The sequence below is a fragment of the Telluria sp. AZSoR62 genome, from assembly GCF_058111565.1.
The window spans coordinates 669,974-692,465 of record NZ_JBYTST010000001.1 but is presented as its reverse complement, the minus strand read 5'-3'; the positions used below and the strand labels follow the sequence as shown (position 1 = coordinate 692,465).

The following is a 22,492-nucleotide window of genomic DNA, read 5'->3' as shown; positions in this document are numbered from 1 at the left end:
TAAACAAATGTCGATCCTGATCAACAAAGATACTAAAGTCATTACCCAGGGTATCACCGGCAAGACCGGTCAGTTCCATACCCGTATGTGCCGCGACTACGCGAACGGCAAAGCTGCCTTCGTCGCAGGCGTGAACCCGAAGAAAGCCGGCGAAGATTTCGAAGGCATCCCGATCTACGCCAACGTGTCGGAAGCCAAGGCCGCGACCGGCGCCACCGTGTCGGTCATCTACGTGCCGCCGGCAGGCGCAGCCGCCGCCATCTGGGAAGCCGTCGAAGCCGACCTGGACCTGGCAATCTGCATCACCGAAGGCATTCCTGTCCGTGACATGATGGCCCTGAAGGACCGCATGGCCAAAGCCGGCTCGAAGACCCTGCTGCTGGGCCCGAACTGCCCAGGCCTGATCACCCCGGACGAAATCAAGATCGGCATCATGCCGGGTCACATCCACAAGAAGGGCCGTATCGGCGTCGTGTCGCGTTCGGGCACCCTGACCTATGAAGCAGTCGGGCAGCTGACCGCACTGGGCCTGGGCCAGTCATCGGCAGTCGGCATCGGCGGCGACCCAATCAACGGCCTGAAGCACATCGACGTGATGCGCATGTTCAACGACGATCCTGATACCGACGCGGTCATCATGATCGGCGAAATCGGCGGTCCGGACGAAGGCAACGCCGCCTACTGGATCAAAGAGAACATGAAGAAGCCGGTGGTCTGCTTCATCGCCGGTGTCACCGCTCCTCCGGGCAAGCGCATGGGCCACGCCGGCGCGCTGATCTCGGGCGGCGCCGATACCGCGCAAGCCAAGCTGGACATCATGGAAGAGTGCGGCATCAAGGCCACCAAGAACCCGTCGGAAATGGCACGCCTGCTCAAGGCCATGCTGTAATACTGACGACCTTCAGGTTGCCGAAAGCGGGGAGCGCGAGCTCCCCGCTTTTTTTTCGCCTGCCGTTTTGAGCAGGCTGGCACGTGTGCCATGTGTCGGCATGCCAAATTTGGCTTATGCATGACAAATTGCGTTACGTAAACTGTTCAGGTGACAAAAATTGCTGGCATCACATGACAAATTTTGTCACCGATCAAGCCTAAACTTGCGCTTTCAAGCCGTTTTGTTATCTCCGTAATCATAAAATCGACATTTTTGGGGCTGGCACACCGCTTGCATATATGAAAGCGTGGCACTCAGCAGTAACCCAAATTCACCCGACACACCACCTGGAGATACAAAATGAACTTCAAGCAAATGCAAGCCAAGAAAGCCCAAGGCGGCTTCACCCTGATCGAACTGATGATCGTCGTTGCCATCATCGGTATCCTGGCAGCTGTCGCTATCCCTGCATACCAGGACTACATCGCCAAGTCGAAAGCAACTGCCGCTTACGCCGACATCTCGGCTGGCAAGACCGGCTACGAAATGGCCGTCGTGGAAAGCAGCGCGGACACCGTGGAAGAGTTCCTGGCAAAGGCCGGTCTGTCGGCAACCACCGGCAATTGCACCACCATCGCTGCTTCGCTTCCTGATCCAGACGGCGGCGCCGCCCTGACCTGCACCATCGCCAACCCAGGCCGTCTGGCAGAAGATCCAGACACCGCACCGACCATCGCCTTGAACCGCAGCGCTACCGGTGTCTACACCTGCGTCACCACCGGCTTCGCCGACACCGAGGGCTACAAGCCTGCTGGTTGCGACATCCCGGCTGCTGATGCTGATGCTCCAGCCCCGGCCCCAGCTCCAGCCGGCTAATCACAAGTCATCGTGAATGACCGCGAAAGCGCTCAATGAAAAGAGACCGCCGCGGCGGTCTCTTTTTTCGTTAACAGCCCGCTGTTGAGAAGCGGGCGCAACGCTTACTGCTTCAAGTGCTTGTCCAGCCAGTTGATCACCGTGTGATGCCACTGCAGCGAGTTCGCCGGCTTGAGCACCCAGTGGTTCTCGTCCGGGAACACCAGCAGCTGGCTGTCGATGCCCTTGCGCTGCAGCGCGGTAAAGGTCGACAGGGCCTGCGCCGTCGGGATCCGGAAATCGAGGTCGCCCTGGATCACCAGCATCGGCGTCTTCCACTTGTTCACGTGGTGCACCGGGTTGTAGCGCTCGTGGTTGTTCGGCACCGCGAAATAGGCGCCGCCGTTTTCCCAGTCGGTGAACCACTGTTCTTCAGTGGAATACGCCATGCCGCGGCTGTCGAACACGCCGTCGTGGTTCACCAGGCAGCGGAAGCCGTCGTTCCAGTTACCCGCGATCCAGTTCATCATATAGCCGCCGTAGGATGCGCCGAGCGCACAGCTGCGGCCGCGGTCGAGCCACGGGTATTTCTTCACCGCCGCGTCCAGCCCCTTGCGCAGGTCTTCCAGGGGCTTGCCGCCCCAGTCGCCGCTGATCGAATCGGTGAACTTCTGGCCATAGCCGGTCGAGCCGTGGAAGTCGATGAACACGGTGGCATAGCCCGCGCCCGCATACACCTGTGGGTTCCAGCGGTAGCTCCAGCCATTGCCGAAGCTGCCCTGCGGGCCGCCGTGGACCAGGAAGGCGACCGGATACTTCTTGCCGGGTTCCGCATTCCACGGTTGCATCACATGCCCGTAGACGGTGTCGCCATTGGCGCCCTTGAAGCTGAACTGTTCATACTGGCCCCAGTGCACATCCTTCAGGCGCTCCGTGTTCAGGCTGGTGAGCTGGCTCGGTGCCCCGCCCAGCTTCAGCGAGAACAGCTGGGCGCCGGACGCCAGGTTGGCCTGGGTGTAGGCGACGGTATCGCCGCGCACGTCGAAGGCGCCGACCGCGCCCTTGTCGGTCAGGGCGGCAACCTTGCCGCTGGCGGCGTCGATCGCATACAGGCGGTGCTGGCCGAGGTCTTCGGCGTCGACGATGAGGGCCTTGCCGTCGGCACGCCACTGCATGCTGCCGACCGAGCGGTCCCAGTCGGCCGCGAGCTTGCGCTTTTGTCCGGTCGCCACGTCCATCAGCATCACCTGGAAGCGGTCGGCTTCAAAACCGGGACGCGCCATGGCGAGATAGGCGAGGGTGCGGCCGTCGGGCGAGTACACGCCCTTGGTATCCCAGGCCGGATTGTCGGCCGTGAGGTTGCGCGGCGTGCCGCCGGCGGCAGGCACGGTGTACAGGTCAAAGTTGGTCGACCAGGCTTCGGTCTTGCCGGCCAGGCGCACCGAGAACACGATGGTCTTGCCGTCCGGGCTGAAGCGGAATTCCTCGCGGTCGCCGAAGGGTTTGGAGGGCACGTCGCCATCCAGGGTGCCGGACAGGCTCACAGGGGCTGCGGCCAGCGTGCCCTTGGTGTCCAGTGGCGCAGAGAACAGCACGGCGTTGCGGTGGTCGGCCCAGGTATCCCAGTGGCGCACGAACAGGCGGTCGTACAGCTTGCCGCTGGCCTTGTCCTTTTCTTTCGCCTCGGCGCGCCCCTTGGTGCAGGCCAGGTCCGCGCAGTCGCGGAACACCGACATGCTCATCGCGATCCGGTCGCCGGTGGGCGAGACGCGGAAGCTGTCGACGTCCAGCGGCAGGTCGGTCACCTTGACCGGCTCGGCGCCGGGCTTGCCGCCATCGACCGGCAGGCGCCAGACCTGCGAGGAGCCCGAGCGGCTCGACAGGAAGTAGACGGCGTCGCCGGAGGCCGACCATTCCGGATCGGTGCTGCTGGACGCGTGGCTGGTCAGGCGCTGCGGCACTGCCTGGGCGGCGCGCAGGTCGACCATCCAGAGTTCGGTATGGCCGCGGTTCTTGCTCATGTCCGTGCTGCGCACGGTGTAGACGACGCGGCTGGCGTCAGGCGACACGGCCGGGCTGCCCACCCGTTCCATGTTCACCAGGTCTTCCACGGTAAAGCCGCGCGGCGCGGCCGTCGCCGTGGTGGCGGCCAGCGTGGCGACCGCGATCGGCATCAGCTGCAGCACCTGCGGCAGCGAATTCGGCAAACGAAATTTCATGCTCCATCCTCGTTGTCATGTCCGCGCGCGGCAAGGCGCCGCGCACGTAGGCGAGCAATTTACCATGTGGCATGTCAGGCGGCGGCGCACGCCCGTCAGCTGCGCCGCTGCGGAGGAGGGGCCTAGACGATTTTCAGCCGGTCCGCGAGCAAGGCTTCATAGGTCATGTTCTGGAGCAGCGTGTAATGCCCGGGGTCGAGGTCGACAAACTGCACGCCATAGCTGAACAGGTCGGGCTTGTCGGGTCCCGTCTTGGCCACCGTGGTATTCCTGATCGCAGCGAGCGTCTCGACCTGCACTTCCTGGTTGCTTGGCGGGGTCGTCAGCGTGAACTTGAGCCCGACGACTTCGTTATCGGGCGGCAGCGGATGCTGGGAATCGATGCGCGCCCCGCTCACCGACACGTTGGTGAGGAAGCAGTCGACCGGGGTCGCGCCGCTTCCCATCGGGGTGACCCGCGCCGGGATCTCCGCCTTGACCCGCATTGCGCCGCGCAGGCTGGTGCCCTGGATCGAGGTCGGGAAGGACAGGTGAAGATAGAACAGCGGGCGCGGGAACACGCGCTCGACCGAGCAGGCAAACGAGCACACGTTCACGCCCGAGAACACCCGCACCGTCAGCGGGTCGCCTTCCGTGATCGAAATCGGCACGCCGTTTTCAAGCGGGGTCTTGATGATGATGTACTCGTCCTTGACGTAGCCGATCAGGGTCGAGAAGTACTGGACCGGCTTGAGCTGCCGGTGCGTCATCACCTGCAGGCGGACGCCGACCTGCAGGTTCATCGTCTCGAACTCGAACTCCTGTTGCTTGAGCTCCTGGGCTGGGGCGCTGTTCATGTGGTGTGCGGGCCGGTTTGCGGCTGGGTGGTATGCAAAAAGGGCGAATCATAGCAGCTAACAATCACCCCGTCCGGGTAATCGGCGGAAAGTGAATATTGGCGAGATTTGCAGCTGGGCGGGATCACTACAATGATTTTTTCCGTAAGTAAAACCACCGCATTCAAGGATCACCGTGACCACTGTCCGCATCAAACTTTCGCAAGCCATCATCGACACCGAGCAGCAGGCCGGGGCAAGCAATCCCGCATTCAATGGCGACCTTGGAAGCCTGGTCGACGTGTTCGCCACGACCAGCCATGCCATCGGGCAGAACTACCTGTATTACTCGTCCTATAGCTACCTGGGCAGCACGCTGCGCCTCGACTTCCCCGACGGCGCCTTCCGTACCTATAACGGCGTGCGGATGGCCAATCCGAATGCGGCCAGCGGGGCGGCCACGGCCACCCATACGGAATTCGTGGCGCCGGGAGCGCTGACCTTCAGCGTGGCCGGCCAGCTGCATTACGATTATGTCATCGGCGCCGACGGCCTGTCGCTCATGCCATCGCAAACGCAGGCATCGACCCTGAATGCCATCCGCATCGCCACCCAGGTCCCGACCTACAGCTCCGTCTATGATCCGACGCTGGGCAACGTGGCGATCCTCATGAACGGCGCGCTCAGCCTGTCCAGCAACGGCATGCTCCGGGGCACGCTCAGCAAGCTGACGGCGACCTCGGACAAATACATCCTGTCCGGGGTGATCGAAGGGCAGTTCAATGTGTCGGGCGACCTCAACAGCATGGGCCTGGGGCTGTCGCACGCGGCCGTCGAAGGCATCCTCACTTCCTACCAGAGCAGCTTCCGGGACGGCAGCTTCTTCAACGTGAGCAATACCCAGACCCAGATGCGTGCCGGCGACTCGATCATGGCGAATCTACTGCGCGCATCCAGCGCCAATGACGACATCGTCGTGGAACTGCCGGGCCGGCTGTATGAAGACATGGTGGTGGAGGCAGGCGGCGGCAACGACCTGGTCACGCTGGCAGGCGGGGGCGGGCGCCTGCACGCCAATGGCGGGGCAGGCAACGATACCGTGTCGCTGCTGGGCGGCAGCCACCGGGTCGACGGCGGCACGGGCCTGGACATCGTGAAGTTCGCCGCACTGCGGGCCGACATCACGGTGAAAGCGGGCGCCACGGCGTCGGCGTTTACCGCGACCGACAAATCCGGCGCCGTCAACCAGCTCGTCAACGTGGAACGCATCGCGTTCACCGACGGCACGCTGGCGCTGGATATCGAGGGCAATGCCGGACAAGCCTACCGGCTCTACCAGGCGGCGTTCAACCGCACGCCGGATGGGGGCGGACTCGGTTACTGGATCAGGGCGATGGACAAGGGATTGAGCCTGGACAGCGTGGCCGACAACTTCATCCATTCGGTCGAGTTCAAGGGCATCTATGGCGCCAGCCCGACCAGCCAGCAACTGGTCGGCCGCTTCTACGAAAACATCCTGCACCGCGCACCGGAAGCGGCAGGCCTGGCCTACTGGAGCGACCTGCTCGATCGCCGCGCGGCGACGGTGGCCGAGGTGCTCGCGGACATCAGCGAAAGCGGAGAGAACAAGGCGGCGCTGGTGGGGATAGTTAAAGACGGAATCGCCTTTACTTCATATGGAACATAATGACGTAGTGGTGAATAGTATTGCTATCGCACTGCTCTAGCTTCGATTGCGAGGATTTTGAAAGCCCTTAACATTATTCATATAGAGTGGTTTTTCTAAATAAATGTGCCGAATATTTTGGGATAAGGTATATTTACTCGTACCTGTATTTAGCGGACGTAGAATTCGGCTACGTAACGATTTCCCAGTTTCTAATTTTTATTCACGCAGGATCAAAAATAAAATCATGGTTGAAAATAATTCAGATATAGAGATCCAATCCACTTTTCATTCACCTTCTATCGTCGAAAGTTTTGTTATTGAGGGACTTTACGGGTACAAGACTATAGGATTGAGTTCAAAATACGCAGCATGCATTCTAATTGCAAAAAATGGCGGCGGAAAAACTACATTGCTTGGCGCGTTAGATGCGTTTTTGCGCTGTCAGTTTGGACGACTAGCATCGCTCGAATTTTCCTCGATTAAGTGCAAATTACGTGATGTGGACGAGGAGCTCGTTATTTCTCAAAGCGATGTAAAGTCTTTGGTGAATGTTCCATCGGAGAGCTTACTTTATCGTTATGCAACGTCATTTGGAATCGAGCCCACAATTTTTCTTGATTTTCTGTATTACGATTTTCAAGTGTTGCGAAAGAAAAACGACGACATCACCGAAAATGAAATTTATTACAAGATATGGATGAAACTAGGCCACTCTAGGTCTGAAGTTAATAAAGTATGTGAGATGATTCTCGATAGTTTATTTGGTTCAAGTGCAAACATCGTCAAAGTAAAAAGGAAAATTGAGAGTGTAACTAGCCACTACGACATTGTTTATCTTCCAACATATCGACGGATTGAGTTGTCGTTGTCGAATGAGATGGAAAATGAGCGTCCTCGACCCAGTAAAAGTAAAAAAAACATTTTATCAAGGCTAGGGCTCCAGTCGAGAGGGCTTCATAATCCAGAAATACAATTTGGATTGTCAGATATTTCTGATCGTTTGTATGTATTGAATCAAGAAGTCCTTTTCAAGTCGAATGAGGGCTACCGTAAGATTAGCGCCAGCATTATTAATGAAATGATCAGTGGGGCATTGGACAGAGAAGATTTTGGCCCTCTCGAGATGCCGGACAAAGAGTCGCTACAACTCTTCTTCTCTCGAATTAAAGAAGGGGGAAGGCGCCATGTAAGTACTTATGATGAGGTGGTGATTCCGGATATTGATAAAATCTATAACAGCGAAGCTATAACACCGCAATCTAATAAATTTCTCAATTATTTTTTGAGTAAGCTGAATACTGTAATCAAAGCAACTAGAGACACCGAGCTCATCGTGGAAGAATTTGTTACTAGTTGCAATAAATATCTTTCCGGGCATGATAACAGTGCGACCGCAAATAATAAAATGGCTCATCAGAGAAGTGATGACAAAATTCTTGATCTAAACAAAAAGAATCTTCGAGTAAACGTGAAGAGGAAATGGGGTAAGGGAAATATCTCACTTGACGCCCTATCCTCAGGGGAAAAGCAAATGATCTCTCTTTTTGCGAGGCTTTACCTTTATCCTGGGAAAAAGATCGTTTTGATTGATGAGCCGGAATTGTCATTGTCAATTAACTGGCAAAAAAAGATTATTGTGGATGTAATGGCTTCGCCAGCCTGTTCGCAAGTAATCGCAATCACCCATTCACCGTTTATCTTTGATAACGATTTGGAGCCTTACGCGAAAACTCTCTCAATTAAAGTGGACGAGAGCAAGGTTCTGGGTGGAGATCTAGAAGACGAGGACGAGATAAATGAGTGAAGAAGGCCGAGTTCAAGAAGATTATCGCGAGGAAATGATTCGTTCTAAAAGCGGGCCCGCTGTTCTGAAAGTACGGTTAGGAACTCTTAGATCTGATCTGCCAGAAACGCCAATATTTGCGTTCGAGGGAATAGATGATAAGACAATCTATCACCACTGGATCGAAAAAATTCGACCGGGATTAGATTATGAGCCGTTTCCCTGTAACGGAAAGGAGAATGTCCTTGATCTAAAGGCTATGATTGACCGTGATTTAGGAGATATCGGCACCTCGGTATATTTCTTTATTGACCGAGATTTTGACGATTTGCGGGGGCGTGAACCAGATAATTCGATATTCATGACGGATGCATATTCTGTTGAGAATTATTTGGTGGATGAAATTGTTTTGAGAAAATTATTGCAGAATGAATTCCATTGCCATGCTGAGCCCGGGCTTCGAGATTCAGTTGTAGATCTATTCGAAAAGGTATATCAGGAGTATATTGCAGCAACTTATGAAATAAATTATAGATTGTTCGTCGTGCGAAAATTAGGGATTGAGTTGGCTGCGCCTCTGCCCAAAAAAATCAATCACATTGTAGAAATTAAAGTTGACGAGATTGTACGAAGTCCTAAGGATGAGAAGCTAATAATTCAAGCTAAGCGAGAAGCAACCGAAGCTGAAAAGGCGGCCTATAAAGACGAATTCTTGAGGCTTTCAGGGTCACTTAGATATCGGGGTAAATTCGCTCTAATGTTTTTTATTAAATGGCTTGAATTATTGGCGGCAGACCGAAATTCTGGGAGCCAAAACACTGTCCGGTGGAACAAGGTGCCAGAAAAAGTTAAGTCGCATCTTTTTACTTTAGACTGTCTGGCATCAAAATCGCGTTTGCCAATAGGATTGCGGGAATTTATTATCGCGGTATAGGGTGATATTGTCTGGCATCGGATTAAATCTGCTTGCCAGACTGTATTTTCACAATCAAACGGGTGCCGTCCAGTCCCCGCTCTTGCCACCGTGCTTCTCCAGAACCCGCACATTGGTCATCACCATCCCCCGATCCACCGCCTTGCACATGTCATAAATAGTCAGCAAGCCGACCTGCACCGAAGTGAGCGCTTCCATCTCCACCCCGGTTTTGCCGATCGTTTCGACCTGCGCGCGGCAATGGACGCAGCTGGCGGCTTCATCCACCTCGAAATCCACCGCCACCCGCGTGATCGGCAACGGATGGCATAGCGGCACCAGGTCGCTGGTGCGCTTCGAGGCCATGATGGCGGCGATGCGCGCGATCCCGATCACGTCGCCCTTCTTGGCGGTGCCCGACTGGATCAGGGCCAGCGTCTCGGGCTTCATGCGGATGGTGCCGGCGGCGACGGCGATGCGGTGGGTGTCCTGCTTGGCGCCGACGTCGACCATGTGGGCCTGGCCGGTCGAATCGAAGTGGGTCAGGTGTTCAGTCGGCGGGGTAGGGGAGCTCATTGCGGGGAAAAATTAGGGGTGGATTAAAGTGCTTCGCTGGGCAGCAAGGCGGCTGCGGATAAGGTTATGATAGCACTGTGAAATATGCTCCCCGCCCAGCATCGGCGCGCCGCTGGCGCCCTGCATTGTCCGCCCTGGCCTTGTCCATGGCGGCCGCATTCGCCATGGCCGCCCCCGCCGAGCCCCAGAAAAAGCCCGACAATAACCGCCTGCCGACGCTTGGCGACGCCGCGCGGCAAGACCTGTCGCCGGTGGTCGAGCGCAAGCTGGGCGAGGAAATCATGCGCGACGTGCGGCGCGATCCGGCCTATCTCGACGACGACCCGATCACCGAATACCTGAACAACCTCGGCAACGCGCTGGTCGTGGCCGTGCCGGGCGCGCGCGGCGAGACCAATGCCGATTTTTCCTTCTTCGCCATGCGCGACCCGAACCTGAACGCCTTCGCGCTGCCGGGCGGCTTCATCGGGGCGCACACGGGGCTGATCGTCGCGGCCCAGAACGAATCCGAACTGGCCGGCGTGATGTCGCACGAGATCGGCCACGTCTCGCAACGCCACATCGCCCGCATGCTGGGGCAGCAAAAGCAGGACGTGCTGCTGCCGCTGGCGGCGATGATCCTGGCGGCGCTGGCTGCCCGCACCAGTTCCGACGCCGCGATGGGCGTGCTGATGGGCGGTCAAGGCCTGGCCGTGCAGCGCCAGCTCAACTTCAGCCGCGACGCCGAGCGCGAGGCCGACCGGGTCGGCTTCCAGATCATGAGTGCGGGCGGCTACGACACCACCGGCATCGTCGGCTTCTTCAAGCGCCTGCAGACCGCCACCAAGATGTATGGCGACATCCCCGCCCACATGGCCAGCCTGAGCAGCCACCCGCTGACGGCCGAGCGCATCACCGACATGCAGGCGCGCATCCGCGAGATCCCGAAGAAGCCGCGCGTGGACAACCTCGACTTCCAGCTGGTGCGTGCGCGTGCGCGCGTATTGCAGGACGAAAGCGTGAACGGCCGGCGCGAAACGAAACAAGCCTTCGAGACCCAGCTCAAGGACGGGCACCGCCACCTGCAGGCCGGCGGCCAGTACGGCCTGGCCCTGCTGGCGCTGCGCCAGGGGAATACGCTTGAGGCGCAGTCCTGGCTGGACAAGGCGCGCACCACCGTCAAGCCGAAGGAAGGCGTGTTCTCCAGCGAATCGAATGCGGGCGACGGCGCCACGATGTTTGCCGGGCTGGCGCTGGAGATCAAGCTGGCGCCGGGCCAGCCGGCGGCCGTGGTGCAGCAGGCGGTGCAGGAAGCGGACCTGGCGCGCCAGCGCTATCCGCTGTCGCGCGCGCTGGCGCGCCAGTATGGCGAGGCGCTGATCGCGGGCGGCAAGCTGGAAGAAGCCACGCGCTACCTGCGCGACCAGACCCAGCTCTACCGCGAGGAACCGAAGCTGCACGACCTGCTGGCACGGGCCTATGCCAAGCAAGGCAAGATCGCCTTGCAGCACATGGCGCTGGCCGAATCGTATGTGGTGGCCGGCGCGCTGCCGGCGGCGGTGGCGCAGCTCGAGCTGGCGCGCAAGGCGGGCGACGTGTCGTTCTACGACCAGTCGGTCATCGATGCGCGCGAGCGGGAGCTCAAGGCGCGCCAGAAAGCGGAGAAGGAAGAAGAGAAGGATCGCCCGTAGGGCGGGCGTTCGGCCGGGAATGAATGGTCGTGCGGCTGTTCATGCGTGGTTGAACGCGTGGGCAGCATATGCGTTGCAGGCCGATCCAATCCTCGGGTGGAGCCGCACCACCCTATGGGCCGGTTGGGTAGGGTGTCACGCGCCCGGGGTTGGCACGAAGCCGAAGCGGCGCGCGACGGCGTCCGATGCCAGCCGTTCGACGCGCACACGCGCCTGGCCCAGCGCCAGCACCAGCTCCTCCGAATCGTCCTCGATCCAGGCCATGATCGCTTCGATCGAGGCGGGCCGGCCATCGAGCTCCATCCGTCCCAGCACCTGTTCCACGTCGCGGTCGTCGAGCTGCGCCACGACCTCGCCCGCCTGCAGGATCACCGCGCCGGCGTCGGTCAGGAACACGCCTTCCACCCTTGCCAGCGCCTGCCCGGTCTGCACTACAAAACCCTGGGCCGGATCGGTGCGCGCGATGAAAGGCGTCGCTTCCAGGTTCACGTACACGCGTTGCGGGCCGTTCTGGAAATACCAGCGGCCCTTGTCGTCGTGCGCGTAATTGCGGTTGATGAAGCCGATGAGGGCCACGTGCGCGAGCTTGTCGCCGGGTGCATTGGCGCGCTGCGCGGTGTCGTCGCGCATGCGCCAGTTGCCGCGCGCGTCCAGCGCCAGCCAGCCGTAGCAGTGGGGTACGTTGGGCCACTTGGCCATTGCCTGTTTTACGATGTCGTCCATGTCACGAAGCTTCGCATAGTTCGTGCGTCCGGGTCGCGCAGTTCGGGGCCGCGGCATCGAAGAAATGCAGGATTTTTTGCGGCAGCCAGTCGATGCGGCCGGGGAAGGGGCCGACCGGAAAGCCGACATGCCCGCCTTCGTCCGGGTATTCCAGCGTGACCGCCTTCGATGCGGTAAGGGGCAGGTGCTCGCCCGGCAGGAAGGGATCGTTGCGGGCATTGAGCACCAGGGTCGGCACCGTGATCTCGTGCAGCACGTGGCGCGCGCTGGCGCGGTGCCAGTAGTCGTCGGTGTCGCGGTAGCCGTGCAGCGGCGCGGTGACGACGTTATCAAAAGCGTAGAGGTCGCGCGCCTGCATCAGGGCGTCGCGGTCGAACAGGCCGGGGTAGCGTTCCAGCTTGGCCAGGCATTTGGGCTTGAGCGACTGCAGGAACATGCGGGTGTAGAGCATGTTGAAGCCCGAGCCCAGGGCCTTGCCGCCCTGTGCCAGGTCGAGCGGGGCCGAGACCGCGCAGCTTGCAGCGACGATGCCGGCCGCCTGGCCCGATTCGCCCAGCCAGCGCAGCAGCGCATTGCCGCCCAGGGACACGCCGGCGGCGAACAGCGGGCCGGACGCGCGCGCATGCAGCAGGCGCACGATCCAGTCCACCTCGTCGGCGTCGCCCGAGTGATAGAAGCGCGGTTGCAGGTTCGGCTCGCCCGAGCAGCCGCGGAAGTGGGGCACGGCGCCCGACCAGCCGCGCGCCGCAAGGGCCGCCATCAGGCTGCGTGCGTAATGGCTGTTCGATGAGCCTTCCAGCCCGTGGAACAGCACCACCAGCGGCTTGCCCGGCTGGCCGTCGACGAAATCGACATCGACGAAATCGCCGTCGCTGCTGGTCCAGCGCTCGCGCCGATAGGCGACCGGCGGCTTGGGCGTGCAGGTCGCCGGGTAGATCGTCTGGAGGTGGCCACCGGGGAGCCACGCGGGCGCACGGTAATGCATGGGGGAGGGGCGCGGTGTTGAAACGCGCCGGACAAGACTGGATTAGTGGTGCTTGAGCACGGTGCCGGCCGCCAGGCGGTACTGGGTGCCGCAGTACGGGCACTTGGCGTCGCCATGGTGGTCGAAATCGAGGAAGACGCGCGGGTGCGACGACCACAGCGGCATGGCCGGGTTCGGGCAATGTGCCGGCAAGTCCTTGGCCTCGAGCTCCACCACGGGCATCGTCTTTTGGTTCATCTGGTTCTCCGTCAAGCGAAAGTTGGACAAAGACGCGATTCTACCGGATTCACCCTGCATACCGAAATGATCGGTAGAATAACAAACCGACACCAATCGAGCCCGGGCGCAGCCTTTGCCACCCGGCGCCGCTCCGACCACCCCTTTTTTACATGCGTTTCATGCTTCGTCGTTTCAAGCCCCTCGCCGCAGCCGCCTGCCATGGTCGTTGCGGGAAGACCACATGAGCCTGGCCGCCCCGCCGGGCCAGCCCCATCCTGCAACGACGGAAGCGCACGACCCCGCCGCCTGGCGCGAAGGCTTCATGACCGGCCTGCCCACCCTGTTCGGCATCGCCGCCTGGGGCCTGGTGGTCGGCATTGCCATGGTCAAGAGCGGTTTGAGCCCGGTGCAGGCGGTCGGCATGACCCTGCTGGTGTTCGCCGGGTCCGCCCAGCTGGCGTCGCTGCCCCTGATCGCGGCGGCCGCGCCGATCTGGGTCATCTTCGCCACCGCGCTGGTCGTCAACCTGCGCTTCGTCATCTTTTCCGCCCTGCTCGGGCCGCACTTTACCCACCTGCCCTGGAAGCAGCGCTTCTTGCTTGGCTACGTCTCCGGCGACATGACCGTGGCGATGTTCCTGCAGCGCTATCCGACCGTCGAGCGCGTGGCCGGCAAGCTGTCCTATTTAAAGGGGCTGATGTACCCGAACTGGTTCGCCTGGCAGGCCGGTTCATTGATCGGCATCTTCCTGGGCAGCGCGATTCCGTCCGAATGGGGCCTGGGTTTTGCCGGCACGCTGGCCATCCTCTGCATCATGGTCCCCTTGATCATCAATAGCGCCGCGCTGTGCGGCGTGGTGGTGGCGGTCGCCATCTCGGTGCTGGCCTACGGCCTTCCCTACAAGCTGGGCCTGCTGCTGGCGGTGGTGGTCGGCATGCTCACGGCGATGCTGGTCGAAGAGACCTTTGCCAAGCGAAAGGCAAAACATGTCTGAGTGGGAAATCTGGGCCATCATCGGCGTGCTGTGCGTGGCGACCGCCGCCACCCGCAGCTCGTTCTGGCTGATCGGCCACCGCGTGACGATCCCGCCGCGGGTACAGGAAATGCTGCGCTATGCGCCGGCCTGCGCCTTGGCGGCCATCGTCGGGCCCGACATGCTGGTCGATACGCAGGGCCAGGCGCAATTCACCTTGGCCAATCCGAAGCTGCTCGCCGGCCTGGCGGCGCTCGCGTTTTACCTATGGCGCCGCAGCATGATTTTGACCATTTTGTTCGGCATGCTGGTCTTCACACTGTTGCGTGTCTTACACGTTTTTGGCGCCCCGGGCTAATGTACAATGACGTTCTTTCACTATTTCACTGTTGACTAGCCAATGGACGACGTTCTCAGTTTCACCCGCCTGCAAGACCTGATCGACCGCGATGCGCTGAAAAACAAGCGCGTCTTCATCCGCGCCGACCTGAATGTTCCGCAGGATGACGCTGGCAATATCACCGAAGACACCCGCGTGCGCGCTTCCGTGCCGGCCATCCAGGCCGCACTCAAGGCCGGCGCCGCCGTGATGGTGACCTCGCACCTGGGCCGTCCGACGGAAGGCGAATTCAAGCCGGAAGACAGCCTGGCGCCGGTCGCCGCGCGCCTGTCCGAGCTGCTCGGCCAGCCGGTGGAACTGAAGCAGGACTGGCTTGAGAACGTCGATGTCGCGCCAGGCCAGGTCGTGCTGCTGGAAAACTGCCGCGTCAACAAGGGTGAGAAGAAGAACGACGACGCGCTGGCCCGGAAGATGGCCAAGCTGTGCGACGTGTACGTGAACGACGCCTTCGGCACCGCGCACCGCGCGGAAGCCACCACCCACGGCATCGCCAAGTTCGCGCCCGTCGTCGCCGCGGGCCCGCTGCTCGCGGCCGAACTCGACGCGCTGGGCAAGGCCCTGGGTCAACCGAAACGCCCGCTGCTGGCGATCGTGGCCGGCTCGAAGGTATCGAGCAAGCTGTCGATCCTGCAAAGCCTGGCCGGCAAGGTGGACAACCTGATCGTCGGCGGCGGCATCGCCAACACCTTCATGAAGGCCGTCGGCCTGAACATCGGCAAGTCGCTGGTCGAGAACGACCTGGTCGCCGAGGCCAAGCAGATCATCGACATGATGAGCGCGCGCGGCGCCTCGGTGCCGATTCCGGTCGATGTCGTCTGTGCGAAAGAGTTCTCGCCGACGGCAGCGGCTACGGTGAAGGACGTGGCGGACGTCAGCGACGACGACATGATCCTGGACATCGGCCCGAAGACGGCCGCCATGCTGGCCGAGCAGGTGGCCAAGGCCGGCACCATCGTCTGGAACGGACCCGTAGGCGTGTTCGAGTTCGACCAGTTCGCCGAAGGCACCAGGACCCTGGCGCTGGCCATCGCGAAATCGCAGGGCTTCTCGATCGCCGGCGGCGGCGACACCCTGGCGGCGATTGCCAAGTACGAGATCGGCGACCAGATCGGCTATATCTCGACCGGCGGCGGCGCCTTCCTCGAGTTCCTCGAAGGCAAGACCCTGCCGGCAGTGGACATCCTGCTCCAGCGCCAGGCGAAATAAGGCCAGCAAGTACCAGCGCAGCTTAGCAAGCTGCGCTTCTCATTTCAGAATCAAGGATCCCGACCATGCAAGCTGCGCGCCCCCTGTACAACGCCACCAAGATCGTTGCCACCATCGGTCCGGCATCGACCGACTTCGATATCCTCGTGAAAATGATCCGCGCCGGCGTCGACGTCGTGCGTCTGAATTTTTCGCACGGTAAGGCCCAGGACCATATCGACCGCGCCGCGCTGGTGCGCCGCGCCGCTGCAGAATGCGGCACCGAAGTGGCGATCATGGCCGACATGCAGGGTCCGAAGATCCGCGTCGGTAAATTTGAAGACGGCAAGATCTTCCTGAACAATGGCGACCGTTTCATCCTGGACGCCAAGTGGGGCGACGATGGCGAGCTGGGCAACCAGGAACGCGTGGGCCTGGACTACAAGGCGCTGCCGCGCGACGTCAAGCCGGGCGACAAGCTGCTGCTCAACGATGGCCTGATCGTGCTGATCGTCGACAAGGTCGTCGGCCACGAGATCTGCACCACCGTCAAGGTGGGCGGCGAGCTGTCGAACAACAAGGGCATCAACCGCCAGGGCGGCGGCCTGACCGCGCCGGCGCTGACCGCCAAGGACATGGAAGACATCAAGACCGCGATGAGCTTCCAGGCCGACTACCTGGCGATCTCGTTCCCGAAGAACGCCACCGACATGGAAATGGCGCGCCAGCTCGCGAATATCGCGGGCGAGCCTTTCCACCACAAGCCGATGATGATCGCCAAGATCGAGCGCGCCGAAGCCATTCCGGTGCTGCAGGAAATCCTCGACGCGTCCGACGGCATCATGGTCGCCCGCGGCGACCTGGCGGTCGAAGTGGGCAACGCCGCCGTGCCGGCGCTGCAAAAGCGCATGATCCGCATGGCGCGCGCCTCGAACAAGCTGGCCATTACCGCGACCCAGATGATGGAGTCGATGATCGTCAACGCCGTGCCGACCCGCGCCGAAGTGTCGGACGTGGCCAACGCCGTGCTGGACGGCACCGACGCCGTCATGACCTCGGCCGAGACTGCATCGGGCAAGTACCCGGTCGAGACGGTCGAGATGATGGCCGCGATCTGCCTGGAAGCGGAACAATCCGAATACAACAAGCTCGACGCCGATTTCCTGAACGTCCAGTTCACCCGTATCGACCAGTCGATTGCCTACGGCACGCTGTTCACCGCCCATCACCTGAAGGTGAAAGCCATCGTCGCCCTGACCGAGTCGGGCTCGACCGCGCTGTGGATGAGCCGCCATTCGATCGATACCCCGATCTTCGCCCTGACCCCGCTCCAGACGACGCAACGCAAGGCGTCGCTGTACCGGAACGTGCGAGCATTCCATCTGCTGCAGGAGGGCGGCAGCCACGCCGTGCTGCGCAAGGCGGAAGAAGTGCTGATGCGCGAAGGCATGGTGCGCAAGGGCGACCTGATCGTGGTCACCTGGGGCTCGCCGATGGGCCAGGCCGGCGGTACCAATGCGCTCAAGATCGTGCGCGTGGGCGAGCTGGATGAAAAAGTTTCTTAATTGTTTGGAGTAATCAACCATGGCACTCGTCTCGATGCGTCAACTGCTGGACCACGCCGCCGAACACGGCTACGGCCTGCCGGCGTTTAACGTCAACAACCTGGAACAGGTGCAGGCCATCATGGCTGCCGCCGACGCGGTCAACGCGCCGGTGATCATGCAGGCCTCGGCCGGCGCCCGCAAATACGCAGGCGAAGCTTTTCTCCGCCACCTGATCGACGCCGCTGTCGAAGCCTACCCGCACATCCCGGTCGTCATGCACCAGGACCACGGCCAGTCGCCGGCAGTCTGCATGGCCGCGATCCGTTCGGGCTTCACCTCGGTGATGATGGACGGCTCGCTCGAAGCCGACGGCAAGTCGGTCGCTTCGTACGAGTACAACGTCGACGTCTCGCGCGAAGTCGTCAAGTTCGCGCACTCGATCGGCGTGACCGTCGAGGCCGAACTGGGCGTGCTCGGTTCGCTCGAGACCATGATGGGCGACAAGGAAGACGGCCACGGCGCCGACGGCGCCATGACCCGCGAGCAGCTGCTGACCGACGTGGCCCAGGCCGCCGACTTCGTCGCCAAGACCCAGTGCGACGCGCTGGCGATCGCCATCGGCACCTCGCACGGTGCGTATAAATTCACCCGCAAGCCGACCGGCGACATCCTGGCGATCGACCGCATCAAGGAAATCCACCTGCGCATCCCGAACACCCACCTGGTGATGCACGGTTCGTCGTCGGTGCCGCAAGAGCTGCTGGCGATCATCCGCGAATTCGGCGGCGACATGAAAGAGACCTACGGCGTGCCGGTCGAAGAGATCCAGGAAGGCATCAAGCACGGCGTCCGCAAGATCAACATTGACACCGACATCCGCCTGGCCATGACCGCTGCGATCCGCAAGTACATGTTCCAGAATCCGGGCAAGTTCGACCCGCGCGACTACCTCAAGCCGGCCCGCGAAGCAGCGACCGAGATCTGCAAGGCCCGCTACCTGTCCTTCGGCTGCGAAGGCATGGCCGCGAAGATCAAGCCTATGCCGCTGGACAAGATGGCCGAGCGCTACAAGGCGGGCGAGCTGTCGCAGATCGTGCAATAAGTTTTACTTCGCAGGGCAGGCCGTCCCGGCCCATGCCGGGGCGGCGCCGTGCGAATTGACGTAAAATCACGCATTGGCACAGGCCACCCCCGGCCTGCCCCACTCGACCGGTGGCACCCACCGGTTCCGTTTCCCTGATATCCCATCTATGAACAGCCTCTACCAATCCTCCATCCAGTCCCTGCCATTGCTCGGTCACGGCAAGGTACGCGACAACTATGCCGTCGGCGACGACAAGATCCTGATCGTCACCACCGACCGCCTGTCGGCCTTCGACGTGGTCATGAACGAGCCGATCCCCGGCAAGGGCATGGTGCTGAACCAGATGAGCGACTTCTGGTTCGGGAAGCTCGGCCACATCGTGCCGAACCACCTGACCGGCGTGGCGCCGGAGAGCGTGGTGGCGCCGGAAGAAGTGGAGCAGGTGCGCGGCCGCGCGGTCGTGGCCAAGCGCCTCAAGCCGATCATGGTCGAAGCCGTCGTGCGCGGCTACATCATCGGTTCGGGCTGGAAGGATTACCAGGCCAGCGGCGCGATCTGCGGCATCCAGCTGCCAAGCGGCCTGCGCCAGGCCGACAAGCTGCCGGAGCCGATCTTCACCCCGGCGGCCAAGGCCGACCTGGGCGAGCACGACGAGAACATCTCGTTCGAGGAGATGGAAAACCGCATCGGCAAGGAACTGGCCGCGAAGATGCGCGACGTGAGCATCCAGCTCTACACCGCTGCCGCGGAATACGCAGCCACCCGCGGCATCATCATCGCCGACACCAAGTTCGAATTCGGCCTGGACGACAACGGCGTCATGCACCTGATGGACGAAGTGCTGACCGCCGATTCGTCGCGCTTCTGGCCGGCGGACTCGTACGCGCCCGGCATGTCGCCGCCATCGTTCGACAAGCAGTTCGTGCGCGACTACCTCGAGACGCTCACCGGCTGGAACAAGACCGCGCCGGCGCCATCGCTGCCGCAGGACGTCATCGACAAGACCCAGGCCAAGTATTTCGAAGCCATCGAGCGCCTCACCGGCGACAAGCTGAAGGCTTGACGATGACCGAGCAAGCAAAACCTGTAGTGGGCGTCATCATGGGTTCGTCCTCGGACTGGGACGTGATGCAGCATGCCGTCGCCATCCTCAAGCAGTTCAAGGTGCCGTTCGAAGCGCAGGTGATCTCGGCGCACCGCATGCCGGACGAGATGTTCACGTATGCCGACACCGCGCGTGCGCGCGGCCTGCGCGCGATCATCGCCGGGGCAGGGGGCGCCGCCCACCTGCCGGGCATGGTGGCCGCCAAGACCATTGTGCCGGTGCTGGGCGTGCCGGTGCCGTCGAAATACCTGCGCGGCGAGGATTCGCTGCTGTCGATCGTGCAGATGCCCAAGGGCGTGCCGGTCGCGACCTTCGCCATCGGCGAAGCCGGCGCGGCCAATGCGGCCCTGACCGCGGTGGCCATGCTGGCGGCCGGCGACGAGGCGCTGGCCCAGGCACTGCTGGCCTTCCGCCTCGAGCAGACCGCGGCCGCCCAGGCCATGGTACTTCCCGTTTGAATGCCACATGAGTAAACCGTTTCTCCCAAGCGCCCAACCGTCGGCCTGGCTCGGCGTGATGGGCGGCGGCCAGCTTGGCCGCATGTTCGCCCACGCCGCGCAAGGCATGGGCTTCAAGGTCGCCGTGCTCGAACCGGGCCAGGATTGCCCGGCCGGGCAGGTCGCCGAACGATTGATTGCCGGCGCCTACACCGATGCGGGCGCCCTGGGCGAACTGGCCGCGCAATGCGTGGCCATCACCACCGAATTCGAGAACGTCCCGGCCGACAGCATGGCCTGGCTGGGCGAACGCGCTTTTGTTGCGCCCAATGCCGCCTGCGTGTCGATTGCCCAGGACCGCATTGCGGAAAAACGCTTCTTTGTCGATTGCGCGCCGGCTTCCGGCGTGATGCCGGCGCCGCACAAGACCATCGCTTCCCATGCCGACATCGACGCCATCGAGGACGAGCTGCTGCCGGGGATTTTGAAGACCGTGCGCATGGGTTACGACGGCAAGGGCCAGGTGCGGGTGCGCTCGCGCGAGGACGTGCGCGCCGCCTTCGACGCCATGAACGGGGTGACCTGCCTGCTGGAGAAAATGCTGCCGCTGGCCTACGAAGTCTCGGTGCTCACCGCGCGCGGCGCGGACGGGGCCTCGGTGGTCTACCCGATCGCCGAGAACGTGCACCGCGACGGCATCCTGTTCACCACCACCGTGCCGGGACCGAACGTGTCCGCGGCCTGCGCGCAGCAGGCGCAGGACGCCGCACGCGCCATCGTCGGCCAGCTGGGCTATGTGGGCGTGCTGTGCATCGAGTTCTTCGTGCTGGAAGACGGCAGCCTGGTGGTCAACGAGATGGCGCCGCGTCCGCACAACAGCGGCCACTACACGATGGACGCCTGCATCACCAGCCAGTTCGCGCAGCAGGTGCGCGCGATGGCGCGCCTGCCGCTGGGCGACGTGCGCCAGCATTCCCCAAGCGTCATGCTCAACATCCTGGGCGACGTCTGGTTCGACGAAGGCAGCGACTCGCCGCGCGAGCCGGCCTGGGACCGCGTGCTGGCGCTGCCGGGCGCCAACCTGCATTTGTACGGCAAGGACGACCCGCGCCGGGCGCGCAAGATGGGCCACGTGACGTTCGTGGCGCCCACGCTGGAGGCGGCCCAGGCCAGCCTGCGCGAGGCCTGCGCCATCCTGGGCATCGCCGAATGATGGACGCCGTCGACCACGCCGCCATCGCGCTTGCTGCGCGCGCGCTGGAGCAGGGCGAACTCGTCGCCTTCCCGACCGAGACCGTGTATGGCCTGGGCGCCGATGCCGAGAACCCGCAAGCGGTCGCCGCCATCTATGCCGCCAAGGGCCGCCCGCAAGACCACCCCGTCATCGTGCACCTGGCGCCGGATGCGCCGCTCGAGTACTGGGCCACCGACATCCCCAGGGAAGCGCATGCGCTGGCAGAGGCTTTCTGGCCCGGCCCGCTGACGATGATCCTCAGGCGCGCCCCGAACATCCCGGCGGCCGTCAGCGGCGGCCAGGACACGGTCGGCCTGCGCTGCCCTTCGCACCCGGTGGCGATCGCGCTGTTGCGCGCCTTCAAGGGCGGCCGCGGCGGGGTGGCGGCGCCTTCGGCCAACAAGTTCGGGGCCGTGAGCCCGACCCTGGCCCAGCACGTGCGCGACGAATTCGGCGCAGAGGGCTCGGTTGCCATGGTGCTCGATGGCGGCGCCTCGCAAGTGGGCATCGAGTCGACCATCGTCGACTTGTCGCGCCTGGCCACGCACGGCCCGGTATTGCTGCGTCCGGGCCACATCAGCGCCGAGGCGATTGCCGCCGTCATCGACCGCGTGCCTGGTGCACCGGATGCCGCAGCGCCGCGCGCGTCCGGCACGCTGGAATCGCATTACGCGCCGCACACGCCGGTGGCGATGCAGGACAGCGCCACGCTGCGCCGGACCCTGGCGCAGCTGGACGGGGCAGGGCGCAAGGTCGCGCTGATCCATTACTCGGACATGCCGGGCACGCACACCGCGCTGCGCCTGCCGGCCACGCCCGACGGCTTCGCCCATGCGCTCTACGCCGCGCTGCGCGCGATGGACGGCCATGGCGCCGACGTGATCCTGGTCGAGGCGCCGCCGCAAGGCGGGGACTGGCACGGGGTCAATGACCGCCTGCGCCGCGCCGCCCATGGCTCGACCGGCATCGTGCATGGACTGCTGAACCAGGCTGCTCCCGGCACGTCGCCCGCCTGACATGCTGATCGGGTAGAACGCCTGTCGGTACGGGCGTTCTGCCACATCACCTGCTCAAAAAACCACTTCTTTCCAGCATCTTGCCGGGGCTATAATCGGCTCCCCCGCGTTTGCCATTTTGTCGTTAGGAACTGACAAACAGGCAACAATTTCTATACTTCGAAATTGAACGCTGGCATATTATTGATCATAAGAAAAGTACGGCCGTTCGTT

General features: G+C 62.0%; 21 protein-coding genes. 15 read left to right on the top strand and 6 right to left on the bottom strand.

Translation table 11 applies throughout. The annotated features are described in order from the left end of the window. The first annotated feature begins 7 nt into the window (after positions 1 to 7). Both sucD and AC3XQU_RS03035 read left to right on the top strand, forming a co-directional pair. Positions 8 to 889 (top strand): succinate--CoA ligase subunit alpha, encoded by an 882-nt coding sequence (sucD, locus tag AC3XQU_RS03040; protein WP_489872642.1) that lies wholly within the window; start codon positions 8 to 10, stop codon positions 887 to 889. A 342-nt stretch (positions 890 to 1,231) separates the two neighbouring features. Further along, positions 1,232 to 1,747, top strand: coding sequence for a pilin (locus AC3XQU_RS03035; RefSeq protein WP_489872641.1), 516 nt, complete (start codon positions 1,232 to 1,234; stop codon positions 1,745 to 1,747). Between the two features lie 104 nt (positions 1,748 to 1,851). On the opposite strand, the gene AC3XQU_RS03030 is transcribed toward AC3XQU_RS03035, so the two are convergent. After that, positions 1,852 to 3,900, bottom strand: coding sequence for a S9 family peptidase (locus tag AC3XQU_RS03030; protein WP_489872739.1), 2,049 nt, complete (start codon positions 3,898 to 3,900; stop codon positions 1,852 to 1,854). Positions 3,901 to 4,067: 167 nt separating this feature from the next. Next, the gene (locus AC3XQU_RS03025; protein ID WP_489872640.1) at positions 4,068 to 4,781 is read right to left on the bottom strand and encodes a flagellar brake protein; all 714 of its coding nucleotides are present in this window, start codon (positions 4,779 to 4,781) and stop codon (positions 4,068 to 4,070) included. 175 nt (positions 4,782 to 4,956) lie between these two features. Between AC3XQU_RS03025 and AC3XQU_RS03020 the strand changes: the two genes are divergently transcribed. From AC3XQU_RS03020 to AC3XQU_RS03010, 3 genes are all read left to right on the top strand, one after another. After that, the gene (locus tag AC3XQU_RS03020) at positions 4,957 to 6,447 is read left to right on the top strand and encodes a DUF4214 domain-containing protein (protein WP_489872639.1); all 1,491 of its coding nucleotides are present in this window, start codon (positions 4,957 to 4,959) and stop codon (positions 6,445 to 6,447) included. A gap of 226 nt (positions 6,448 to 6,673) precedes the next feature. Continuing rightward, positions 6,674 to 8,233 carry an AAA family ATPase gene (locus AC3XQU_RS03015; RefSeq protein WP_489872638.1) on the top strand — a complete coding sequence of 520 codons (1,560 nt, stop codon included), beginning with the start codon at positions 6,674 to 6,676 and terminating at the stop codon, positions 8,231 to 8,233. After that, the gene (locus tag AC3XQU_RS03010) at positions 8,226 to 9,146 is read left to right on the top strand and encodes a DUF4435 domain-containing protein (RefSeq protein ID WP_489872637.1); all 921 of its coding nucleotides are present in this window, start codon (positions 8,226 to 8,228) and stop codon (positions 9,144 to 9,146) included. Before AC3XQU_RS03015 ends, AC3XQU_RS03010 begins: the two co-directional genes overlap by 8 nt. A gap of 54 nt (positions 9,147 to 9,200) precedes the next feature. Here the strand turns inward: AC3XQU_RS03010 and moaC are convergent, their stop codons facing one another. Next, positions 9,201 to 9,701, bottom strand: coding sequence for a cyclic pyranopterin monophosphate synthase MoaC (gene moaC, locus AC3XQU_RS03005; RefSeq protein ID WP_489872636.1), 501 nt, complete (start codon positions 9,699 to 9,701; stop codon positions 9,201 to 9,203). A gap of 146 nt (positions 9,702 to 9,847) precedes the next feature. On the opposite strand from moaC, the gene AC3XQU_RS03000 reads away from it, so the two are divergent. Beyond that, positions 9,848 to 11,371 carry a M48 family metalloprotease gene (locus tag AC3XQU_RS03000; protein WP_489872635.1) on the top strand — a complete coding sequence of 508 codons (1,524 nt, stop codon included), beginning with the start codon at positions 9,848 to 9,850 and terminating at the stop codon, positions 11,369 to 11,371. Between the two features lie 135 nt (positions 11,372 to 11,506). Here the strand turns inward: AC3XQU_RS03000 and AC3XQU_RS02995 are convergent, their stop codons facing one another. The 3 genes from AC3XQU_RS02995 to AC3XQU_RS02985 are packed head-to-tail and all read right to left on the bottom strand — an operon-like array spanning position 11,507 to position 13,316. Next, positions 11,507 to 12,094, bottom strand: coding sequence for a DUF2946 family protein (locus AC3XQU_RS02995; protein WP_489872634.1), 588 nt, complete (start codon positions 12,092 to 12,094; stop codon positions 11,507 to 11,509). Between the two features lies 1 nt (position 12,095). Next, complete coding sequence (locus tag AC3XQU_RS02990) at positions 12,096 to 13,079, bottom strand: YheT family hydrolase (RefSeq protein WP_489872633.1); 984 nt, start codon at positions 13,077 to 13,079, stop codon at positions 12,096 to 12,098. A 42-nt stretch (positions 13,080 to 13,121) separates the two neighbouring features. Next, complete coding sequence (locus AC3XQU_RS02985; protein WP_171087614.1) at positions 13,122 to 13,316, bottom strand: zinc-finger domain-containing protein; 195 nt, start codon at positions 13,314 to 13,316, stop codon at positions 13,122 to 13,124. A gap of 223 nt (positions 13,317 to 13,539) precedes the next feature. On the opposite strand from AC3XQU_RS02985, the gene AC3XQU_RS02980 reads away from it, so the two are divergent. From AC3XQU_RS02980 to AC3XQU_RS02940, 9 genes are all read left to right on the top strand, one after another. Beyond that, positions 13,540 to 14,292, top strand: a complete 753-nt coding sequence (locus AC3XQU_RS02980; RefSeq protein WP_489872632.1) for an AzlC family ABC transporter permease — start codon at positions 13,540 to 13,542, stop codon at positions 14,290 to 14,292. Then, on the top strand, positions 14,285 to 14,629 hold the full coding sequence (locus tag AC3XQU_RS02975) for an AzlD domain-containing protein (RefSeq protein ID WP_489872631.1): 345 nt from the start codon (positions 14,285 to 14,287) through the stop codon (positions 14,627 to 14,629). Before AC3XQU_RS02980 ends, AC3XQU_RS02975 begins: the two co-directional genes overlap by 8 nt. A gap of 42 nt (positions 14,630 to 14,671) precedes the next feature. Beyond that, entirely contained in the window at positions 14,672 to 15,877 is a 1,206-nt protein-coding gene (locus tag AC3XQU_RS02970; RefSeq protein WP_489872630.1) for a phosphoglycerate kinase, read from the top strand. A gap of 83 nt (positions 15,878 to 15,960) precedes the next feature. Beyond that, entirely contained in the window at positions 15,961 to 17,421 is a 1,461-nt protein-coding gene (pyk, locus tag AC3XQU_RS02965) for a pyruvate kinase (protein ID WP_489872738.1), read from the top strand. 19 nt (positions 17,422 to 17,440) lie between these two features. After that, a complete protein-coding gene (fba, locus tag AC3XQU_RS02960; RefSeq protein WP_489872629.1) occupies positions 17,441 to 18,505 on the top strand; it encodes a class II fructose-bisphosphate aldolase in 1,065 nt (354 codons plus the stop codon). A 148-nt stretch (positions 18,506 to 18,653) separates the two neighbouring features. After that, positions 18,654 to 19,550: a phosphoribosylaminoimidazolesuccinocarboxamide synthase gene (locus tag AC3XQU_RS02955; protein ID WP_489872628.1), complete on the top strand. Its 897-nt coding sequence runs from the start codon at positions 18,654 to 18,656 to the stop codon at positions 19,548 to 19,550. 2 nt (positions 19,551 to 19,552) lie between these two features. Next, positions 19,553 to 20,050: a 5-(carboxyamino)imidazole ribonucleotide mutase gene (gene purE / locus AC3XQU_RS02950; protein ID WP_489872627.1), complete on the top strand. Its 498-nt coding sequence runs from the start codon at positions 19,553 to 19,555 to the stop codon at positions 20,048 to 20,050. 7 nt (positions 20,051 to 20,057) lie between these two features. After that, a complete protein-coding gene (locus AC3XQU_RS02945; protein ID WP_489872626.1) occupies positions 20,058 to 21,242 on the top strand; it encodes a 5-(carboxyamino)imidazole ribonucleotide synthase in 1,185 nt (394 codons plus the stop codon). Continuing rightward, entirely contained in the window at positions 21,239 to 22,279 is a 1,041-nt protein-coding gene (locus tag AC3XQU_RS02940; protein ID WP_489872625.1) for an L-threonylcarbamoyladenylate synthase, read from the top strand. Before AC3XQU_RS02945 ends, AC3XQU_RS02940 begins: the two co-directional genes overlap by 4 nt. Positions 22,280 to 22,492 lie beyond the last annotated feature (213 nt).

Excerpts from the sequence above, each read along its gene's own strand:
- sucD (WP_489872642.1), top strand. The coding sequence starts at position 8 with ATGTCGATCCTGATCAACAAAGATACTAAAGTCATTACCCAGGGTATC.
- AC3XQU_RS03035 (WP_489872641.1), top strand. The coding sequence starts at position 1,232 with ATGAACTTCAAGCAAATGCAAGCCAAGAAAGCCCAAGGCGGCTTCACC.
- AC3XQU_RS03030 (WP_489872739.1), bottom strand. The coding sequence starts at position 3,900 with ATGCCGATCGCGGTCGCCACGCTGGCCGCCACCACGGCGACGGCCGCG.
- AC3XQU_RS03025 (WP_489872640.1), bottom strand. The coding sequence starts at position 4,781 with ATGAACAGCGCCCCAGCCCAGGAGCTCAAGCAACAGGAGTTCGAGTTC.
- AC3XQU_RS03015 (WP_489872638.1), top strand. The coding sequence starts at position 6,674 with ATGGTTGAAAATAATTCAGATATAGAGATCCAATCCACTTTTCATTCA.
- AC3XQU_RS03010 (WP_489872637.1), top strand. The coding sequence starts at position 8,226 with ATGAGTGAAGAAGGCCGAGTTCAAGAAGATTATCGCGAGGAAATGATT.
- moaC (WP_489872636.1), bottom strand. The coding sequence starts at position 9,701 with ATGAGCTCCCCTACCCCGCCGACTGAACACCTGACCCACTTCGATTCG.
- AC3XQU_RS03000 (WP_489872635.1), top strand. The coding sequence starts at position 9,848 with ATGGCGGCCGCATTCGCCATGGCCGCCCCCGCCGAGCCCCAGAAAAAG.
- AC3XQU_RS02995 (WP_489872634.1), bottom strand. The coding sequence starts at position 12,094 with ATGGACGACATCGTAAAACAGGCAATGGCCAAGTGGCCCAACGTACCC.
- AC3XQU_RS02990 (WP_489872633.1), bottom strand. The coding sequence starts at position 13,079 with ATGCATTACCGTGCGCCCGCGTGGCTCCCCGGTGGCCACCTCCAGACG.
- AC3XQU_RS02985 (WP_171087614.1), bottom strand. The coding sequence starts at position 13,316 with ATGAACCAAAAGACGATGCCCGTGGTGGAGCTCGAGGCCAAGGACTTG.
- AC3XQU_RS02980 (WP_489872632.1), top strand. The coding sequence starts at position 13,540 with ATGAGCCTGGCCGCCCCGCCGGGCCAGCCCCATCCTGCAACGACGGAA.
- AC3XQU_RS02975 (WP_489872631.1), top strand. The coding sequence starts at position 14,285 with ATGTCTGAGTGGGAAATCTGGGCCATCATCGGCGTGCTGTGCGTGGCG.
- AC3XQU_RS02970 (WP_489872630.1), top strand. The coding sequence starts at position 14,672 with ATGGACGACGTTCTCAGTTTCACCCGCCTGCAAGACCTGATCGACCGC.
- fba (WP_489872629.1), top strand. The coding sequence starts at position 17,441 with ATGGCACTCGTCTCGATGCGTCAACTGCTGGACCACGCCGCCGAACAC.
- AC3XQU_RS02955 (WP_489872628.1), top strand. The coding sequence starts at position 18,654 with ATGAACAGCCTCTACCAATCCTCCATCCAGTCCCTGCCATTGCTCGGT.
- purE (WP_489872627.1), top strand. The coding sequence starts at position 19,553 with ATGACCGAGCAAGCAAAACCTGTAGTGGGCGTCATCATGGGTTCGTCC.
- AC3XQU_RS02945 (WP_489872626.1), top strand. The coding sequence starts at position 20,058 with ATGAGTAAACCGTTTCTCCCAAGCGCCCAACCGTCGGCCTGGCTCGGC.
- AC3XQU_RS02940 (WP_489872625.1), top strand. The coding sequence starts at position 21,239 with ATGATGGACGCCGTCGACCACGCCGCCATCGCGCTTGCTGCGCGCGCG.